The organism is Streptomyces sp. NPDC040432 (assembly GCF_055595445.1).
The window spans coordinates 172,506-190,438 of the sequence record NZ_JBVIVP010000003.1 but is presented as its reverse complement, the minus strand read 5'-3'; the positions used below and the strand labels follow the sequence as shown (position 1 = coordinate 190,438).

Here is a 17,933-nt window from a genome sequence, read left to right as displayed (position 1 = left end):
ACGAGCGACCTACAGCGGGTTACGGAATGACAACAACGGGTCGCTGCGCCCGCTTGGCCAGCCGTCCCGCGACCGATCCGAAGATCCGGCCCACGATCCCGTGCGTGGAGCCGACCACGATGGCGTCGGCCGAATACTCCCGGCCGACCTCCTCCAGCTCGTGGCAGATGTCCCCGCCCCGCTCGACCAGGATCCACGGCACCTCGGCCAGATAGTCCGCGCAGGCCAGTTCCAGCCCCAGCACCTCGGTGCGGTGGTCGGGCACGTCCACGAAGACGGGCGGCTCGCAGCCGGCCCAGACCGTGGTCGGCAGCCGATTGGCCACGTGCACGATGATCAGACCGGAGCCGGAGCGCCGGGCCATGCCGATGGCGTACGCGAGGGCTCGTTCACTGGAAGTGGAGCCGTCGAAGCCCACCACCACCCCGTGCCGGAAGGCAGGGTCGCAGGGGTGGCGTGTCTGTTCCACCGCGCGCAGGTCGGCCGAAACGGAGTCGGCGAGGGGTTTGCGCTTGCGGTCCGCGGGTTCGGAGAATTCGTGACCGGCCATGGATGTCTCGGCGAAGGATCCTCGGGGGAAGCGACAGGGACGGTTTCGGCGACGCAGTGTGACGGGGCTCTGTCCGGGAAGCATCTTCCCAAGCCCTTACCCACCAGGGTACGGCGACACTCCTGTACTGCACAGGGCATGCCGCCCTTGGAGAGCGTCCCAGGGAGCATGCCGGAGGTCGGGCGCCTTGGCAATGTCCGCTGTCCCCTACAGCCAGTGACGAAGGACCCTTCCGTCACCCCCGCACACAGTGACCGAGCGCTGTCGCCGGCGTTGGACAGGCGTCCGACCGTCCAGGAAGAGCCCGCAGGGAGTACGCCGTGCCCGGCCATCCGGTTCACCCCGTCCAGCCCGCTCCGCCGACGCAGTCCGCCCCGTCCGCCCCTCCTTCCCCCTCCTCCGCACATCCACTGCTTCACCCGTCCGTGCCATCCGGCAGGACGTCCCGGGATGACGACCCGGCGGGTGACGTGGTCCGTTGGGCCGCCTTCAGCTGTCTGCTCGTGCCCGTGGTCCTCGTCGTCTACGGCACCTCCTACGGCGGGGCCGCCGTGGCGACCCTGGGGCTGGCCGCCGTCACCGCCGCCTGCCGGGTACTGCTGCGGCACTCCGAGAAGGCCGAGCGGGCCGCCGCCCGGGTGCTCGCGGAGGAACCGCTTCCGTCCGGACACCGCGGCCGGCACTCGCGCACCGGGGGCGGCTCGCACCGCGGTTGCCACGGTTCCGGGCCGGCATCCCCTCACGACTGACCGGTTCGCACGTACACACCCGGTTGTTTTCAGCCAACTTCCCGATCGAGTGCCCCCCTTGCCGGAATGTCCCCCCAACCCCCCTACCACCAGCGACTACAGAGCCTCGGCGGCGTCACGACCCCATGGGTACTGGCCATGGCCGGACAGGACGCTTCCCACCCGGGTAGCGGAGTGGAACGCTTCCTGATCGAATGCTTTTCGCCAAGTTGCCAAGTCGACATAGCGCTGCGTGCTGAACTTGTCACGCCGACACCACGGGACGCAGTAGATTCGATCATGTATTTACGGCGGGGGATCCACGTGCAAGGCCGAGGGGAAACGTGCAGGTGCGACCAGACCAAGGAGTCGCGACACCCAAGGGGGGCTTAGCGCCATGAGCCAGGATTCCACCGCCGTCGTCGCGGACGCGGGGCGGAAACTCGCGGGGCGTCGCCGCAGGGAGATCGTCGCCGTGCTGCTGTTCAGCGGCGGGCCGATCTTCGAGAGTTCCATTCCACTTTCCGTGTTCGGCATCGACCGGCAGGACGCGGGAGTTCCACGCTATCGACTGCTCGTGTGCGCCGGGGAGGACGGTCCGCTGCGGACCACCGGCGGACTCGAACTGACCGCGCCATACGGGTTGGAGGCGATCGCCCGGGCAGGCACGGTCGTCGTGCCCGCCTGGCGCTCCATCACCTCACCGCCGCCGCCCGAGGCGCTCGACGCTCTGCGTCTGGCGCACGAGGAGGGGGCCCGGATCGTCGGTCTGTGCACGGGAGCCTTCGTGCTGGCCGCCGCCGGACTGCTGGACGGCCGGCCCGCCACGACGCACTGGATGTACGCGCCGACGCTGGCCAAGCGGTACCCGTCCGTCCACGTCGATCCGCGCGAGCTGTTCGTCGACGACGGCGACGTGCTCACGTCCGCGGGCACCGCGGCCGGAATCGACCTGTGCCTCCACATCGTGCGCACCGACCACGGCAGCGAGGCGGCCGGGGCCCTGGCCCGCAGGCTCGTCGTCCCGCCGCGGCGCACGGGTGGCCAGGAGCGCTACCTCGACCGGTCGCTGCCCGAGGAGATCGGCGCCGATCCGCTCGCCGAGGTCGTCGCCTGGGCGCTGGAACACCTCCACGAGCAGTTCGACGTGGAGACGCTGGCCGCCCGCGCCTACATGAGCAGGCGCACCTTCGACCGGCGGTTCCGTTCGCTCACCGGCAGCGCGCCGCTGCAGTGGCTGATCACCCAGCGGGTGCTCCAGGCGCAGCGGCTGCTGGAGACCTCCGACTACTCGGTCGACGAGGTCGCCGGACGCTGCGGGTTCCGTTCGCCCGTCGCGCTGCGCGGTCACTTCCGGCGGCAGCTGGGGTCCTCCCCGGCCGCCTACCGCTCGGCCTACCGGGCGCGCCGCCCGCAGGTCGACGTGGCCCCGGTGACCCAGCTCCCCGACGTTCCGGTACCGCACCAGCGCACCGCCCAGCCCCAGCGGGCGGCGGCGGCACTGGCCGCGTCCGGTCCGAGCGTGACGGAGCTGTACGCCCCGGGCAGGGTGCTGCGCGAGCACGCGTAGCGTCCCGGGGAGCCATGCCTGCTCCCATGACGAAGGTCCCCCGCACCGGCAGAGCACCGATGTGGGGGACCTTCGGCATAAGGTGGGGCGCATGAACGATCGCATGGTGTGGATCGACTGCGAGATGACCGGGCTCTCGTTGACGGACGACGCACTTATCGAGGTGGCCGCACTGGTCACCGACTCGGAGCTCAACGTGCTCGGCGAAGGCGTGGACATCGTGATCCGCCCGCCGGACGCGGCCCTGGAAACCATGCCGGACGTGGTGCGCGAAATGCACACCTCGTCCGGACTGCTCGACGAGCTGGCCGCCGGCACCACCCTCGCCGACGCCGAGGCGCAGGTCCTGGCGTACGTGCGGGAGCACGTGAAGGAGCCCCGCAAGGCGCCCCTGTGCGGCAACTCCGTCGGCACCGACCGCGGGTTCCTGCTGCGCGACATGGGCGCGCTGGAGAGCTACCTGCACTACCGGATCGTGGACGTGTCCTCGGTCAAGGAGCTGGCACGCCGCTGGTACCCGCGGGCCTACTTCAACAGCCCGCCGAAGAACGGCAACCACCGGGCGCTCGCGGACATCAAGGAGTCCATCGCCGAGCTGCGGTACTACCGCGAGGCGGTCTTCGTGCCGCAGCCCGGACCGGACTCGGACACGGCCCGCACCATCGCCGCCAAGCACGTCGTGCCCGGCGAGTAGGACCCGGGGCGACGGGTGCGGGGAAAGGGGGGAGCGAGCACCCTCCCGGACCCTGTACCCTTTTCTTCGGCCGGTCGTTCTGCGACCGGACATGGTGGGTGTAGCTCAGTTGGTAGAGCACCTGGTTGTGGTCCAGGTGGCCGCGGGTTCAAGTCCCGTCACTCACCCTGAAGGAAGGCCCCGGTACGCGGAAGCGGACCGGGGCCTTCTGCGTGTCCGGGCCCTCACCGCGAGGGGAGGGCGGTTCCGTGCGGGAGGGCGGTTCCGGGGCGCCGGTTCCGGGGCGCTACGAGGACTCCCGGACGACGAGCTCCGTCGGCAGGACCAGCGCCCGCTCGCCCCGCTCCCCGCCCGCGCCGCCGCTGTCGCCGTCGCCGTCGCGCAGGCCCGCTATGCGGTCCAGCAGGACCCGGGCCATGGTCCGGCCCATCTCCTCGATCGGCTGGCGGACGCTCGTCAGCGGCGGGTCCATGTGGCGGGCCACCACCGAGTCGTCGAAGCCGACCAGCGCCACGTCCCGGGGGACGCGGCGGCCCGCCGCGCGGAGCTCGCGCAGGGCGCCGGCCGCCATCACGTCGGAAGCGGCGAAGACGGCGTCCAGGGCGGGGCGCCGCTCCAGCAGTTCGCGCATGGCCCGGCGGCCGCCGTCCTCGGTGAAGTCCCCGACGGCGATCAGCGGCTCGTCGACGGGGTGCCCGGCGGCGGCGAGGGCCTGCCGGTAGCCGTCGAGTCGGCACTGGGCCCCGTACACGTCGAGGGGGCCGGTGATGGTGGCGATCGTGCGGCGTCCCCGCCCGAGGAGGTGGCGCACCGCCCCGGCGGCGCCCGCCAGGTTGTCGGAGTCCACGCTCGGGAGGGTCTCGGCGGCCGACCGGCGGCCGCTGATCACCGCCGGGATGCCCAGCTCGGCCAGCAGCTCGGGCAGCGGGTCACCGGCGTGCACCGAGGCCAGCAGCACCCCGTCGACCCGGTGCCCCGACAGGTACTGCGCCAGTCGCCGGCGCTCGCGGTCGCTGCCGGCGAGGGTGAGCACCAGCTGCACGTCGGTCTCGGCGAGGGTCGCGCCGACGCCGCGCACGACGTCGGAGAAGTACGGCTCCGAGAAGAAGCGGGCCTCCGGCTCCGGGATCACCAGGGCGATGGCGTCGGTGCGGTTGGCGGCGAGCGCGCGGGCCGCCCGGTTCGGTACGTACCCCAACTCGGCGACGGCGGCTTCTACGGCCTCCCGCGTACGGTCGCTGACCTTGGACGATCCGTTGATCACCCGGGAGACGGTGCCCCGCCCGACCCCGGCCCGGACCGCGACCTCCTCCAAGGTCGGCCGTCCCCCACTGCGCCCGTGCCCGTTCATGGCTTCCTCCCGGTTGTGAATCTACCCCTTGACGACTGTGGGAGCGCTCCCACACTGTGTCACACGACACCCGGCACGTTCCGTCCTTCAGGGAGGACCCAGATGCGAGCCCGAAGAAATCTCGTCAGCGCGGCCTGCGTGGCCGCCGCGACCGCCCTGCTGCTCGCCGGCTGCGCGCAGGACCCGGAGGAGGCCCCCAAGGCGGGTTCCTCGTCGGGCGGATCGGGGCGGACGACCCTGACGGTCGGCGTCTTCGGCGCCTTCGGACTCAAGGAGGCCGGTCTCTACGACGAGTACATGGCGCAGAATCCGGGGATCCGGATCGAGCAGACCTCCATCGAGCGGAACGAGAACTACTACCCGCAGCTCCTGACCCACCTGGGCACCGGCAGCGGTCTCGCCGACATCCAGGCCGTCGAGGTCAACAACATCGCGGAGATCACCGCGACCCAGGCGGACAAGCTGGTCGACCTCGGCAAGGTGGCGGGGGTGGACAAGGCCGCGTACCTGCCGTGGAAGTGGGCGCAGGGCACGGCTTCCGCCGCGAAGGGCGGGGCGACCGTCGGTCTCGGCACCGACATAGGCCCGCAGGGCATCTGCTACCGCAAGGACCTCTTCGCGGCGGCCGGACTGCCCACCGACCGGGCGGCGGTCGGCGCGCTGTGGGGTGGGGACTGGAACAAGTACCTGGAGACGGGCCGCGCCTACAAGGCGAAGGCCGGGGAGGGCAAGGCCTTCGTCGACTCGGCGTCCGGCGTGATGGCGGCCGTCACCGCGAGCAGCGCCCAGCGGTTCTACGACGAACGGGGCGAGGTCGTCTACAAGACGAATCCGGCGGTGCGCGGGGCCTTCGACCTCGCGGCCTCCTTCGCCTCCGAAGGGCTGAGCGCGAAGCTCCAGCAGTTCACGCCGACCTGGGACCAGGGCTTCGCCAACGGCACGTTCGCGACGATCTCCTGCCCGGCCTGGATGCTCGGGTACATCCAGGACAAGGCGGGGCCGGCGGGCAAGGACAAGTGGGACGTGGCCCCGGCCCCGAAGCCCAGCAACTGGGGCGGCTCGTTCCTGGTGGTGCCGAAGGCGGGCAAGCAGGCCCAGGAGGCGGCGAAGCTGGCGGCCTGGCTGACGGCTCCCGCGCAGCAGGCCAAGCTGTTCGAGAAGCGCGGCAGTTTCCCGAGCGCGAGCGCCGCCTACGGGCTGCCGGCGGTGGCGGGCGCACAGCACGCCTACTTCGGGGGCGCGCCCATCGGGGAGATCTTCGCGCGGGCCGCCGAGGGGGTGCCGGTCACCGTGATCGGCCCGAAAGACCTGGTGATCGCCCAGAACCTGGCGGACATCGGGATGCTCCAGGTCGACCAGAAGGGCCGCAGCGCGCAGGAGGGCTGGGACGCGGCGGTGAAGGCCATCGACAACGCCCTGGAGCGGTGAGGTTCCGGTGACGGACACGACCGCTGCGCCCGCGCCGGCCCCGGCCCCGGCCTCCTCCGCCCGCCGCGTGCGGGGCGGGGCGGGCGGGACCGGGGGCGGGAGGTCCGGCCGGGGCCAGGTGTGGCGCTCGCGCCGCTACCGGTGGGACCTGCGCTGGAGCCCGTACGCCTTCGTGGCGCCCTTCTTCCTCTTCTTCGCCGCCTTCGGGCTGTTCCCGCTGCTGTACACGGGCTGGGCGGCGCTGCACCAGGTGGAGCTGACCGACCCGGACTCCATGACGTGGGTGGGGCTGCGGAACTTCACCCGGCTGTGGGACGACGCCTTCTTCTGGAACGCCCTGCGCAACACCGTCACCATCGGGCTGCTGTCCACGGTGCCGCAGTTGGCGATCGCGCTGGGGCTGGCCCACCTCCTCAACTACCGGATGCGCGGCTCGGCCTTCTTCCGGGTCGTGGTCCTCACTCCGTACGCGACGTCCGTGGCGGCGGCCACCCTGGTGTTCGTGCTGCTCTTCGGCCGGGACTACGGAATGGTCAACTGGGCCCTATCGGCGGTCGGGTTCGGGGCGGTGGACTGGCAGAACGGTCCACTGGCCTCGCAGCTGGCGGTGTCCGCGATCGTGGTGTGGCGGTGGACGGGCTACAACGCGCTGATCTACCTGGCCGCCATGCAGGCCGTGCCCGGGGAGCTGTACGAGTCGGCCGCGCTGGACGGGGCTTCGCGGTGGCAGCAGTTCATCCACGTGACGGTGCCGTCGCTGCGGCCGACCATCTTCTTCACCTGTGTCGTTTCCACGATCGGCGCGACCCAACTCTTCGGCGAACCACTGCTGTTCAACGCGGGCGCGGGCGCGACGGGCGGCTCGGACCACCAGTTCCAGACGCTGGGGCTGTACCTGTACGAGCAGGGCTGGGTGAACCTGCACCTGGGGCGGGCCTCGGCGATCGCCTGGGCCATGTTCCTGATGCTGCTGCTGGTCGCGGGGGCCGCACGGCTGCTGCGGGGACGGGGGGCGGGGCGATGAGTTCACTGCGCGCGGGCAGGCTGACGTACGTCGCTCTCGCCCTGTTCACCGTCGGGTCGCTGTTCCCGCTGGTGTGGACGGCGATCGCGGCCTCGCGGAGCAGTACGCGGCTGGCGCAGACCCCGCCGCCGTTCTGGTTCGGCGGCAATCTGGGCAGGAACCTGAGGACCGCCTGGACCGACGCCAACATGGGCTCCGCCCTGCTGAACACGGTCGTCGTCGCCGGCACGGTCGCGGCCGTGACCGTCGTGCTGTCGACGATGGCCGGGTTCGCCTTCGCCCGGCTGCGGTTCCGCGGGCACCGGGTCCTGCTGTCGCTGGTGGTCGGGACGATGCTGATCCCGCCGCAGCTGAGCGTGGTCCCGCTGTACATGCTGGTCGCCGAACTGTCCTGGACGGACCGGCTCCAGGCGGTGATCCTGCCGGCGCTGGTGTGCGCCTTCGGGGTGTTCTTCATGCGGCAGTACCTGGCGCAGGCGCTGCCCATGGAGTTGGTGGAGGCGGCCCGCACCGACGGGGCGAACTCGCTGCGGGTGGTGTGGCACGTGGTGTTCCCGGTGGCCCGCCCGGCGATGGCGGTCCTCGGGATGCTGACCTTCGTCATGACGTGGAACGACTTCTTCTGGCCGATCGTCGCGCTGACCCAGAACGGCAGCCCGACGGTGCAGGTGGCCCTGACGGGGCTGGGACGGGGCTACGTCCCCGACCAGTCCGTGATCATGGCGGGTGCGCTGCTGGGCACGCTCCCGCTGCTGCTGGTGTTCGTCGTCTTCGGCCGCCAGATCGTGGGCGGCATCATGCAGGGAGCGGTGAAGGGATGAACGGCGTGGGGGACATGCGATTCCCGGAGGGGTTTCTCTGGGGGGCGGCCACGGCCGCCTTCCAGATCGAGGGCGCGGCCGGGCTGCGCGGGCCGTCGATCTGGGACACCTTCTGTCGTACGCCGGGCAAGGTGCACGGCGGTGACACGGGTGATGTGGCCGTCGACCACCACCGGCTGTGGCGTGAGGACGTCCGGCTGATGGCGGAACTCGGTCTGGGCGCCTACCGGTTCTCGGTGTCGTGGCCGCGCGTCCTGTCCGGTGGGATCGGCTTCTACGACGCGCTCGTGGACGAGCTCCTCGCCCATGACATCGAGCCCTGCGTGACCCTGTACCACTGGGACCTGCCGCAGCACCTGGAGGAGGCGGGCGGCTGGCCGGCCCGGGGGACGGCCTACGACTTCGCCGAGTACGCGCAGACCGTCGCCGACGTCCTCGCCGACCGGGTCGGGCTCTGGACCACGCTCAACGAGCCCTGGTGCAGCGCCTTCCTCGGCTACGCCTCCGGGGTCCACGCCCCCGGCCGCACCAGCCCGGCCGACGCCCTGCGCGCCGCCCACCACCTGAACCTGGCCCACGGGTTGGCGGCATCGGCCCTGCCCTCGGGTGTCCGTACGGGCATCGCGCTCAACCCGAGCGCGGTACGGCCGCTGACCGACTCGGCCGGTGACCTGGACGCCCAACGCCGCATCGACGCCCTCGCGAACCGGATCTTCACCGGCCCCCTGCTGTACGGCGCCTATCCCGATGACCTCCTCTCGGACACGGCGGCGCTGACCGACTGGTCCTTCGTCCGGCCGGGCGACGAGGCCCTCATCCACCAGCCGCTCGGCTTCCTCGGCGTGAACTACTACACCCCGGCGGTGGTCTCGGCCTCCCCCGACGGCCCCCGCGCCGACGGGCACGGTTCCACCGGCCACTCCCCCTGGCCCGCTGCGGACGGCATCGCCTTCCACCAACCACCGGGCGAACGGACCGACATGGACTGGTCGATCGACCCGACGGGCTTGTACGACCTGCTGATGCGGTTCAGCTCCGAAGCGCCGGGCCTGCCCCTGCTGGTCACCGAGAACGGGGCCGCGTACGCGCCGGACATTCACGACCCCCGACGCATCGGGTACCTGCGCGAGCACCTGTCGGCGATCCACCGGGCGATCGACGACGGCGCCCCCGTCGGCGGGTACTTCCTGTGGTCGCTGCTGGACAACTTCGAATGGTCCTACGGATACAGCAAGCGGTTCGGCATCGTCCACGTCGACTACGAGACCCAGATCCGCACGCCCCGTTCCAGTGCGCGCTGGTACGCCCACCTGGCCCGCACGGGCGCCCTCTGACCATCGGCGCCCGGTCCTGGAGCCCCCAAGCCTCGCGCCCTGTCCTGCGCCCCTCCTACGACAGGTGGAAGTCGTCGGCGTTCTCCTCCGCCCAGGTCGTGAAGGATCGCGCCGGGTGGCCGGTGAACCGTTCGACGGTGTCGGTGGTGGCGGCCGGAAGGCCTTCGGCCGCGGCCCAGTGGCCGAGGAGGGCATCGGCGTAGGGAGCGGGCAGGTACTCCGCCACATCGGCCTTCCACTGCTCGGGGGTGACGCTCTCGTAGGGCAGGGGCCGGCCGAGGACGGAGCCGAGTATCTCCAGCTGGGTCACGAAGGTCAGGGACTGCGGCCCGGTCAGGGTGTGGGCTCCGCCGCCGAGTCCGGGGTCGGTGAGCAGGGTGAGGGCGGTCTCGGCGATATCGACCTCGTGGATCGGGGTGGAGTGCGCCTGCGGGTAGGGCAGTCGGACGGGCTGCCCGGAGGCGAGGGACGAGAACCAGGGGCGGGCGTTGCCCGCGAAGGCTCCGGGGCGCAGCAGGGTGGTGTGCAGCGCGGAGGCCGACAGGGCTTCCTCGACGGCGAGGTGGGCGGCGGCGAGCGGGTTCACGGCGGCGTCCTCCGTGATCACCGCGGAGGAGGACAGGAGCACCACGTGCTCCACCCCTGCGGCGCCCGCTTCTTCGACGAACGCCTCGATCCCGGCGGCCTCGGCGTAGAGGAAGACGGCACGGATTCCGGCCAGCGCCCCGGGGAAGGTCGCGGGATCGGCGAGGTCGCAGCGCACGACCTCGGGAGTGTCCGGCTCACGTGACGCGAGGCGGTGAGGAAGGCCGCGGTCGGCGAGGAGCGTGGTGAGGGAACGGGCGACGGCGCCGCGGCCGCCGGTGACGAGGATCGACATGATGATCTCCTGCTCTGCTTGATCCGGTTCTGCTTGATCCGGCTCTGCTCGATCCGGTTCGGCTGGTGCCGGTTCTGCTCGATCCGGCTCTTCTGGTGCCGGATCAGCTCGTGCGGTGGGTGCGGGTGTCGAATGGGTCCCGTGACTTAAGCTGAGTACGTGGCACAGATTCTGTGCGATACATTCTCTGCGCCACACAGTTAAATTTCCGGCATGGAGAGGTCGATGTCAACCGATTCCCCCCGCACGGGTGACTGGAGCCGCGCCGAGCTGCTCGCGCGCATCGTCACGGAGAGCCAGCGGCACTACGCCGACTACTCGCTCTTCAGCCAGGCCATGGCCGACCACGTCGGCCTGCACCCCACCGACCTCCAGTGCGTCGGCCTCCTCGACCTGGAACCGGGTCCCGTCAGCACCGGCGACGTCGCCCGCCTCACCGGTCTCACCTCGGGGTCCGCCACCCGCCTCGTCGACCGCCTGGTCAAGGCGGGCATCGTCGAGCGGCAGGCCGACCCGCACGACCGGCGCCGCTCCCTCGTCGTCCTCGCCCCGGCGGCACGCGAACGGATCAACAAGGCCTGGGACACACCCGGCCGGGCCTTCGGCGCCGTACTCGACCGCTACTCCGACGCCGAACTCGCGCTCATCGCCGACTACCTCCACCGCGCCGCCGAGGTCGGCCGGGCCCAAGCACACCGGCTGAACGCCGGCGACCCCGCCTGACCGCTCCGTGACCGGCCCGCGGTGTCCGGGACGGGACCGGAGCGGCCTCCACCGCGTCGGCGGACCGGGGAACGAGCGTCAGCCCGGGAGGTGGAGGCCGATGTCGAGGAAGGAGCGGGGGCGGGTCGGTTGCTCCGGCAGGAACCAGTGGAAGCCCTCGTCCAGGAAGACGGCCGCCGCGCTGACGGCGAGGACCACTCCGAGGAAGCCCAGCGCGAACGTTCCCGCGGCCCGGTGCGGGCCGGGGCGGGCGGCCGGGACGGCCCGGTCGGCCGTCGCGTGGGCCAGGGCGAGGACGACGCCGATGGCCGCGGCCGAGACCGTGAACAGGATCCACGCCCACACGTACATGTGCAGACCGAACAGGGCGCTGCCGTGGCCGGCGTCCCCGGGCAGCGCGTGCAGCAGCGTCTGCCGCCCGGCGGCCACGGAGCCCCCGATGACGGCGACCAGGGCCATGCCCCAGCCCGTCATGTAGTCCCGGCCGGTCACGGCGCCCTCGCCGAGCGCCCTGCGGATGACGTACCCGGCCCCGACCGCCGCCAGCAGCATGAACATGCGCTGCACGACGCAGAGCGGGCAGGGCGTCTCGCGGAGACCGAGTTGGTGGAAGAGGCCGGCGCCGACGAAGGCCGTCCAACCGATGACGAAGCAGCACGCGAACCAGTACTGGGCCCGTCCGAGCAGGCCGCCCTCCAGGGCGGTCTCCGGGACGAGGGTGTTCATCGCGGCCACGGGTCAGTGGCTCAGGTGGAGGGCGGGACCGCCGGCGACGTGGTGCGCCATCAGCAGCAGCACGGCGCCCAGCATGACCCACCAGGCGCCGAGCACCACGCTCCGGGACGACTCCCGGTACATGGCGATCAGGGTGGCGAGGATGCCGCCGAAGATGAGGGTGTCCATGGGGCGGACCGTACCGACCTGCGGACTCGCCTCCCACGAGGCGCGCCCCGGGCGTACGTCGGTTGCCCCGCAGCCCCGGACCGCCCCCGACCCGCCCGGACCGCCCCCGACCCACCCCGACGCACCCCGACCCACCCCGGACCGCCCCCGCCCCGGGCCCGTGCGTCAGTCGCCCCGTCGCTTGCGGCGGGTGCGGCGCCCGCCGGTGCCCCGGTCGCCGCCGCGGGCGCGGTCGTCCAGGGCGATCCAGACCCGTACCTCGGTCCCCCCGAGGACGGAGCGGCCCAGCCGGACGTCGCCGCCGGTGGATTCCGCGACCCTGCGCACGATGTCCAGTCCGAGGCCGGTCGAGCCGTCGCGGCCGCCGTCGTTGCCGCGCCGCAGGGCGGCGTCGGGGTCGGCGATGCCCGGTCCGGCGTCGGAGACGAGGACGATGACGGCGTCGCCCGCGTCGTGCACGTCGACGGCGAAGGGGGTGGCCTCGGGAGTGTGCCGGAAGACGTTGCCGAGCATGGCGTCGAGTGCGGCGGCGAGCTCGGGCCGGGCGACGGGGATGCGGACGACGCGGTCCACTCCGGCGAGCCGGACCTCGCGGCCCTCGTCCTCGGCGAGCGCCGACCAGAAGTCCATGCGGTCGCGGATCACCTCGGAGGCGTCGCAGCCGGCTCCCGCGCCGCCGGTGGCTCCCGCGAACCCCTGGGAGACGGGGCGCTGTTCACGGGCAGTACGGATGATCGTGTCGACCTCCCGTTCCAACTGCTCGACCGCGGCCCGGGTGTGGTCGGCGGCCGGGCCGTCGCCGAGGGAGGCGGCGTTGAGCCGCAGCACCGTCAGGGGCGTGCGCAGCCGGTGGGAGAGGTCGGCGGCGAGTTCCCTCTCGTTGGCGAGGAGTTCGACCACCTGGTCGGCCATCGAGTTGAACGCGACGGCCGCCGAGCGGAGTTCCTTGGGCCCCTCCTCGGGCACGCGGGCCCCGAGCCGGCCCTCGCCGAGCTGGTGCGCCGCGTCCGCGAGCCGTTCGGCGGGCCGTACGAGGCGGGCGCCGAGCCGGTCCGCGACCGCGACGGAGCCGATGATCAGGGCGAGGCCGACGCCGGCGAGGACCAGCCAGGCGGTGGTGACCCCGTTGCTGACCTCGTTCTCCGGCACCAGGATCTCGATGACCGCGATGTCCCCGGAGCCGAGCGCGGTGGGCTGGAGGACGACGGAGTCCCCGCCGGCGACGTGGGCGGTCGTCGCCCGGCCGATGCTGCGGACCTCGGCGACGACGCCGGCGCCCGCCCAGCCGTCGCCGATGTCGACGGGTCCGGAGCCGCCGATGGCGGGCACGTGGACGGCCATCCGTCCGGCGGCGCCCATCTGGGTCGACTCGACGGCCTTGCGCAGTTGAACCGGGTCGGTGGTGATCGACAGGGTCGGCCCCATGGTGGCGGCCTGCCGCTCCGCGTTGGAGATGGCCCGGTCGCTGGCCATCTCCTGGACGACCATCCCGAGCGGCACGGCGAAGGCGACGACGACCATCACCGTGACCGCGAGGCACACCTTGACCAGGGCCCACCTCACGCCGGCGGCTCCAGCTTGACGCCGACGCCCCGCAGCGTGTGGAGGTAGCGGGGCCGGGCGGCGGTCTCGCCGAGCTTGCGGCGCAACCAGGACAGGTGCACGTCGATGGTCTGGTCGTCGCCGTAGGACTGCTGCCACACCTCGGCGAGCAGTTCGCGGCGGGCGACGACCACGCCGGGCCGGCCGGCGAGGAAGGCGAGCAGGTCGAACTCGCGCCGGGTGAGGTCGAGGACGGCTCCGTCGAGTTCCGCCTGGCGGCGCAGCGGGTCGATGGCGAGTCCGCCGACGCGCAGGACCCGCGAGGGGGGTTCGGCTCCGGTGGCGCGGGCGCGGCGCAGGACGGCGGCCATCCGGGCGGAGAGGTGCTCGACGGAGAAGGGCTTGGTGAGGTAGTCGTCGGCGCCGTCGTTGAGGAGCCGGACGATCTCCGCCTCGTCGTCGCGCGCGGTCGCGATGATGACCGGTACGTCGGTGATGCCGCGCAGCATCTTGAGCGCCTCGGCGCCGTCGAGGTCGGGCAGGCCGAGGTCGAGTATCACCACGTCGAAGCGGTGGTGGGCGACCTCGCGCAGCGCCTCCAGGGCCGTGCCGACGCTCCGCACGGTGTGGGAGGCCTCGGTCAGGTGCCGGATCAGGGCGGAACGTACGAACTGGTCGTCCTCGACCACGAGCACACTAGCCATGGCCGCACGGTAGTCCATTCGGGGGAGCCCGGGAGGCGCCGGGCCGCCTCCGGGGCGGGTGGGGCAGTATGTGCCCGATGCGTCGAGGACTTGTACATGCCATGGCTTGGATCCTGGCGACCGCCGCGGCCGTGACCCTGTCGTGGTGGGGCGTGCGCACGGTCATGTCCGGGACGGCCTACGATCCTCCGCTCGCCGTGCCCCTGACGACGCCGCCGTTGTCCTCGTCGACGCAGGGCACGGTGGTGCCGGGTTCGGGGTCGCCGTCGCCCTCGGCCCCGCCGTCCTCGTCGCCGTCCGCGACGCCCTCCCCGTCCGCTTCCCCCTCCGGCTCCCCTTCGGACCCGCCGGCGGACTCCGCCCCGGCGGCGCGACCGAAGTCCCCGCCGCCGGCCGATGCCGGGCCGTCCCGGGGGTCGGACGCGGCGGGCCGGGTCAAGGGGTACTCGGTCACGGGCGGCCGGGTCGTCCTCGACCTCGGGACCGACTCGGCCGAGTTGGTGTCGGCGACGCCGGAGGCGGGGTGGCGGATGCAGGTGTGGAAGCAGGAGCTGTGGATCCGGGTCACCTTCACCCGTGACGGGCGGGAGTCGTCGGTGTTCTGCACCTGGCACGACACCGCCCCGCGCGTGGAGTTCGACGAGCGCTGAGCGGACCCGGTCACCGCACCCGGTCGGCGCTCCCGTCCCTCGCACCCGGCCGCGCACCCGCCGGGGCCCTACCGGAACACCGACAGCGGCGGCTGCGGCGAGGCGACGGCCGAGGCGTCCTCGACGGGGGCGGCCCCGCCGGTGAAGTCGGCGAGGGCCCGGCCGTGTTCGACGCGGCCGGGGTGCGGGTCGCTCGCGACCCGCCGGGTGAACTCCGCGACGGGCAGTTCCCGATCGGCGGCGACGAGCACGGCGTTGCCGAAGCGCTTGCCCCGCCACACCACCGGGTCGGCGGCCAGCGCCAGTTCGGTGAACCGGGAGGCGGCGGTGGCGATCTGGCTCCGCAGGTGGGTCAGCGGCGGACCGTCCGCGAGGTTCGCCACGTACCAGCCGGTGGGCGCCAGGGCCCGGCGTACGTCGTCCAGGAACTCCGTGCTGGTCAGGTGCGCCGGGGTGCGGGCGCCGCTGAAGACGTCGGCGATGACGAGGTCGGCCCAGCCGTCCGGGATCCTGGCCAGGCCGGCCCGGGCGTCCACGGCGCGGACCCGGATCCGGGCCTGGGGGTCCAGCGGCAGGTGTTCGCGCACGAGGGCGACGAGGGCGGCGTCGATCTCGACGACCTGCTGGGTGGAGCGCGGACGTGCGGCGGCGGTGTAGCGGGCCAGGGTGAAGGCGCCGCCGCCCAGGTGGACCACGTTCAGCGGCTGCCGGGCGGGCGCGACGAGGTCGATCAGGTGGCCGATCCGGCGTTGGTACGAGAAGTCCAGGTGTGCGGGGTCGTCCAGGTCCACGTGGGACTGGGGGGCTCCGTCGATCAGCAGGGTCCAGGCGCGGGCGCGCTCGCGGTCGGGCGTCAGCTCCGCCAGGCCGCCGCCCACCTGCCCGGTGACCGGCTCCGCGCTCCCGCGCGGAGCGCTGCCGCCGCTGCCGCCCTTGCCACCCCTGTTGCCCTTGCTCTTGCCTGCCACGTCTCCATTATGGCTGGTCAGCGCATCAGCGACAGTTGTCGGCCGCTTCGATGAGCCGGGCGGCCTCGCCGAGGGCGGCACGCAGCACCGCCGGGTCGGTGACCGGCCCGACGGCTTCGGGCGGGAGCAGCCAGCCGGTGCCGCCGGCGGTGGGCGAGGCGGCGTCGCCGAAGCGCATGCCGCGGCCGTTGGTCTGCGTGCAGGCGCTGCCGGGCATGTCCCAGGCGTCGGCGGTGCCGGGCGGGACGAGGAACCCGAGGGTGCCGCCGGAGCCGTCGTGCAGGACCGGGCCGACGCCGGGGGCGGCGAGACCGGCGCCGCGACGGATGATGTCGACGGCCTCCAGGCCCTGCCGGGTGGGGACGGTCACCAGGTCGGGGGCGTCGAGTGCGTCGGGGGCGTCAGGGGTGTCGATGGCGGTCGCGCCGGTCCCGTGCGCGAAGTTCGTTCCAGTGCTGTCCATGCCGGCCTCCACCAAGGGAACCCCTCCTCGATCCGTATCCGCATGGGTCCAACGCACGGGACCGTCAACGGATGCGGCACCAAGACGCCGCAAAGGATGGCAGTTCATGGCGGATCGCGGGTGAGATATCCGTTTTGTAGGCAAACATCGCGTGAACGGGCCTCCGCTGGCGGTACGTTCATGCGCGCCGGGGCCCTTCAGGGGGCGAGCACGACCGGGATCCACGGAGATTGCCGAGCTTGTCCAGAGAGGCCACGTCCATGGCGGCGTTCCCCCACTCACCCAACTCCTCCTTCCGGCGACTGCGCGCGACGCACTCCCCGGCCGAGTTCGCGGCCATGGTGCGCCGGGCCGCACGGGAGATCGGAGAAACGGTTTCCTGCGACGCCCGTTACATCGGTCGGGTCGAGTCCGGCGAGATCCGTTGTCCCAACTACGCCTACGAACGCGTCTTCCTGCACATGTTCCCCGGCCGCACGCTCGCCGATCTCGGCTTCTCCCCCCGCGAGACGGTGCGCGGCAGGTCGGCGCAGCGCGCCGTCCCCGAACCACCGACCCCCTGCCCCTCCCTCCACCCCACCCACCGTTCCAAGGAGAGCGACGTGCTGCGTCGCGCGTTCATGGCGGGCGGCTCCGCGACCGTGGCGGCCGCGACGCTCAGCCTCACCCTGCTCGGCGACACCCGCCGGCTCCCCACCCGCGCCGGCGAGGCCGAGGCCGCCGCCGTCGAGGACGCGGTACGTCAGATCCGGCTGCTGGACGACCGGCACGGGGCGGACGCCCTCTACCGGCGCGCGGCCGGACCGCTGCGGACCGCCTACGCGCTCCTCGACGCGGGGGCCACCCGGCAGTCCACCGAGGACCGGCTGCACGCGGGCGCCGGGGAGCTCGCCGTCTCGGTGGGCTGGCTCGCGCACGACTCGGGCCGTTTCGAGGACGCCCGCTCGCACTACGCCGAGGCCCTGGCCACCGCCCGGGTGTCGGGTGACTGCGGGCTGGAGGCCCACGCGTTCAGCAACATGGCCTTCCTGGCGCGGGACTGCGGACGCCCCCGCGAATCGGTGCGGGCCGCCCAGGCGGGCCGGCTCGCGGCCCGCTCGGTCGGCTCCCCCCGACTGTTGTCGCTACTGGCGCTGCGGGAGGCGGGCGGTTGGTCGGGGCTGGCCGACCGCAGGGCCTGCGAGGAGGCGTTGGCCCGGGCGCACACCGAGTTCTCCAAGGGCCCCTCGGCGGCGGACCCGGAGTGGATGTCCTTCTTCGGCGAGGCCGAGCTGGAGTCGCTGGAGTCCCGCTGCTGGGCGTCCCTCGGCGAGTTCGCGCGCGCGGCCCGGCACGCCCGGCGGGCCGCCGACCTCCAGGACCCGCACTTCGCGCGGAACGTGGCCCTCTACACCGCCGAGCTCGCCGACGACCTCGCCCGGGCGGGGGCGCCGGACGAGGCCGCCTGGGCGGGGGGCCGCGTGCTGGACCTGCTCACCGAGGTCCGGTCGACCCGGATCCGGTCCATGGTCGCGGGCACGGCCAAGACCCTGGTCCCGCACCAGCGTTCGCCGCGTGTGGGCGCCTTCCTGACCCGGCACGCCGCCATCTGAGGGCCGCG

At 72.7% G+C, this 17,933-nt stretch carries 19 protein-coding genes and 1 tRNA gene; 11 read left to right on the top strand and 9 right to left on the bottom strand.

Translation table 11 applies throughout. The features are described 5' to 3' along the window. Positions 1-19: 19 nt before the first annotated feature. Entirely contained in the window at positions 20-550 is a 531-nt protein-coding gene (locus ACZ58N_RS08170) for a universal stress protein (protein ID WP_281206489.1), read from the bottom strand. Between the two features lie 470 nt (positions 551-1,020). Between ACZ58N_RS08170 and ACZ58N_RS08165 the strand changes: the two genes are divergently transcribed. From ACZ58N_RS08165 to ACZ58N_RS08150, 4 genes are all read left to right on the top strand, one after another. After that, positions 1,021-1,299 (top strand): hypothetical protein, encoded by a 279-nt coding sequence (locus tag ACZ58N_RS08165; protein WP_471156962.1) that lies wholly within the window; start codon positions 1,021-1,023, stop codon positions 1,297-1,299. Positions 1,300-1,675: 376 nt separating this feature from the next. Further along, positions 1,676-2,848 carry a helix-turn-helix domain-containing protein gene (locus tag ACZ58N_RS08160; protein ID WP_471156961.1) on the top strand — a complete coding sequence of 391 codons (1,173 nt, stop codon included), beginning with the start codon at positions 1,676-1,678 and terminating at the stop codon, positions 2,846-2,848. Positions 2,849-2,939: 91 nt separating this feature from the next. Then, the gene (gene orn, locus ACZ58N_RS08155) at positions 2,940-3,542 is read left to right on the top strand and encodes an oligoribonuclease (protein ID WP_281206487.1); all 603 of its coding nucleotides are present in this window, start codon (positions 2,940-2,942) and stop codon (positions 3,540-3,542) included. A 94-nt stretch (positions 3,543-3,636) separates the two neighbouring features. Further along, positions 3,637-3,709: transfer RNA gene (locus ACZ58N_RS08150), tRNA-His, on the top strand. A gap of 119 nt (positions 3,710-3,828) precedes the next feature. On the opposite strand, the gene ACZ58N_RS08145 is transcribed toward ACZ58N_RS08150, so the two are convergent. Continuing rightward, complete coding sequence (locus ACZ58N_RS08145; RefSeq protein ID WP_471156960.1) at positions 3,829-4,893, bottom strand: LacI family DNA-binding transcriptional regulator; 1,065 nt, start codon at positions 4,891-4,893, stop codon at positions 3,829-3,831. Positions 4,894-4,995: 102 nt separating this feature from the next. Between ACZ58N_RS08145 and ACZ58N_RS08140 the strand changes: the two genes are divergently transcribed. From ACZ58N_RS08140 to ACZ58N_RS08125, 4 genes are read left to right on the top strand one after another with little or no spacing between them, the layout of a single operon-like run. Continuing rightward, the gene (locus ACZ58N_RS08140) at positions 4,996-6,321 is read left to right on the top strand and encodes an ABC transporter substrate-binding protein (RefSeq protein ID WP_471156958.1); all 1,326 of its coding nucleotides are present in this window, start codon (positions 4,996-4,998) and stop codon (positions 6,319-6,321) included. A gap of 7 nt (positions 6,322-6,328) precedes the next feature. Next, entirely contained in the window at positions 6,329-7,345 is a 1,017-nt protein-coding gene (locus ACZ58N_RS08135) for a carbohydrate ABC transporter permease (RefSeq protein ID WP_471156957.1), read from the top strand. Beyond that, complete coding sequence (locus tag ACZ58N_RS08130; RefSeq protein ID WP_471156956.1) at positions 7,342-8,166, top strand: carbohydrate ABC transporter permease; 825 nt, start codon at positions 7,342-7,344, stop codon at positions 8,164-8,166. Before ACZ58N_RS08135 ends, ACZ58N_RS08130 begins: the two co-directional genes overlap by 4 nt. Continuing rightward, positions 8,163-9,500, top strand: a complete 1,338-nt coding sequence (locus tag ACZ58N_RS08125) for a GH1 family beta-glucosidase (RefSeq protein WP_471156954.1) — start codon at positions 8,163-8,165, stop codon at positions 9,498-9,500. Before ACZ58N_RS08130 ends, ACZ58N_RS08125 begins: the two co-directional genes overlap by 4 nt. A gap of 55 nt (positions 9,501-9,555) precedes the next feature. Here the strand turns inward: ACZ58N_RS08125 and ACZ58N_RS08120 are convergent, their stop codons facing one another. After that, positions 9,556-10,380, bottom strand: a complete 825-nt coding sequence (locus tag ACZ58N_RS08120; protein ID WP_471156953.1) for an NAD(P)H-binding protein — start codon at positions 10,378-10,380, stop codon at positions 9,556-9,558. A 225-nt stretch (positions 10,381-10,605) separates the two neighbouring features. Here ACZ58N_RS08120 and ACZ58N_RS08115 point away from each other — a divergent pair, with 225 nt between their 5' ends. Then, complete coding sequence (locus tag ACZ58N_RS08115; protein WP_471156952.1) at positions 10,606-11,103, top strand: MarR family winged helix-turn-helix transcriptional regulator; 498 nt, start codon at positions 10,606-10,608, stop codon at positions 11,101-11,103. A 78-nt stretch (positions 11,104-11,181) separates the two neighbouring features. Here ACZ58N_RS08115 and ACZ58N_RS08110 read toward each other — a convergent pair whose 3' ends face one another. The 4 genes from ACZ58N_RS08110 to ACZ58N_RS08095 all read right to left on the bottom strand — a co-directional run bounded on the left by ACZ58N_RS08110 (position 11,182) and on the right by ACZ58N_RS08095 (position 14,252). After that, positions 11,182-11,829, bottom strand: a complete 648-nt coding sequence (locus ACZ58N_RS08110) for a disulfide bond formation protein B (RefSeq protein ID WP_471157555.1) — start codon at positions 11,827-11,829, stop codon at positions 11,182-11,184. 12 nt (positions 11,830-11,841) lie between these two features. Further along, a complete protein-coding gene (locus ACZ58N_RS08105; RefSeq protein ID WP_471156951.1) occupies positions 11,842-12,006 on the bottom strand; it encodes a DUF5993 family protein in 165 nt (54 codons plus the stop codon). 165 nt (positions 12,007-12,171) lie between these two features. Further along, positions 12,172-13,569 (bottom strand): sensor histidine kinase, encoded by a 1,398-nt coding sequence (locus tag ACZ58N_RS08100; protein WP_471156949.1) that lies wholly within the window; start codon positions 13,567-13,569, stop codon positions 12,172-12,174. After that, entirely contained in the window at positions 13,566-14,252 is a 687-nt protein-coding gene (locus ACZ58N_RS08095; RefSeq protein ID WP_362879197.1) for a response regulator transcription factor, read from the bottom strand. The genes ACZ58N_RS08100 and ACZ58N_RS08095 overlap by 4 nt, the downstream gene beginning before the upstream one ends. A gap of 77 nt (positions 14,253-14,329) precedes the next feature. Between ACZ58N_RS08095 and ACZ58N_RS08090 the strand changes: the two genes are divergently transcribed. Further along, complete coding sequence (locus ACZ58N_RS08090) at positions 14,330-14,902, top strand: hypothetical protein (protein ID WP_471156948.1); 573 nt, start codon at positions 14,330-14,332, stop codon at positions 14,900-14,902. A 68-nt stretch (positions 14,903-14,970) separates the two neighbouring features. Here the strand turns inward: ACZ58N_RS08090 and ACZ58N_RS08085 are convergent, their stop codons facing one another. Further along, positions 14,971-15,870, bottom strand: a complete 900-nt coding sequence (locus ACZ58N_RS08085) for a spermidine synthase (protein ID WP_471156947.1) — start codon at positions 15,868-15,870, stop codon at positions 14,971-14,973. Positions 15,871-15,895: 25 nt separating this feature from the next. Then, the gene (locus ACZ58N_RS08080; protein WP_471156946.1) at positions 15,896-16,333 is read right to left on the bottom strand and encodes a hypothetical protein; all 438 of its coding nucleotides are present in this window, start codon (positions 16,331-16,333) and stop codon (positions 15,896-15,898) included. Between the two features lie 260 nt (positions 16,334-16,593). Here ACZ58N_RS08080 and ACZ58N_RS08075 point away from each other — a divergent pair, with 260 nt between their 5' ends. After that, on the top strand, positions 16,594-17,925 hold the full coding sequence (locus tag ACZ58N_RS08075) for a tetratricopeptide repeat protein (RefSeq protein WP_471157553.1): 1,332 nt from the start codon (positions 16,594-16,596) through the stop codon (positions 17,923-17,925). The last annotated feature ends 8 nt before the right edge of the window (positions 17,926-17,933 follow it).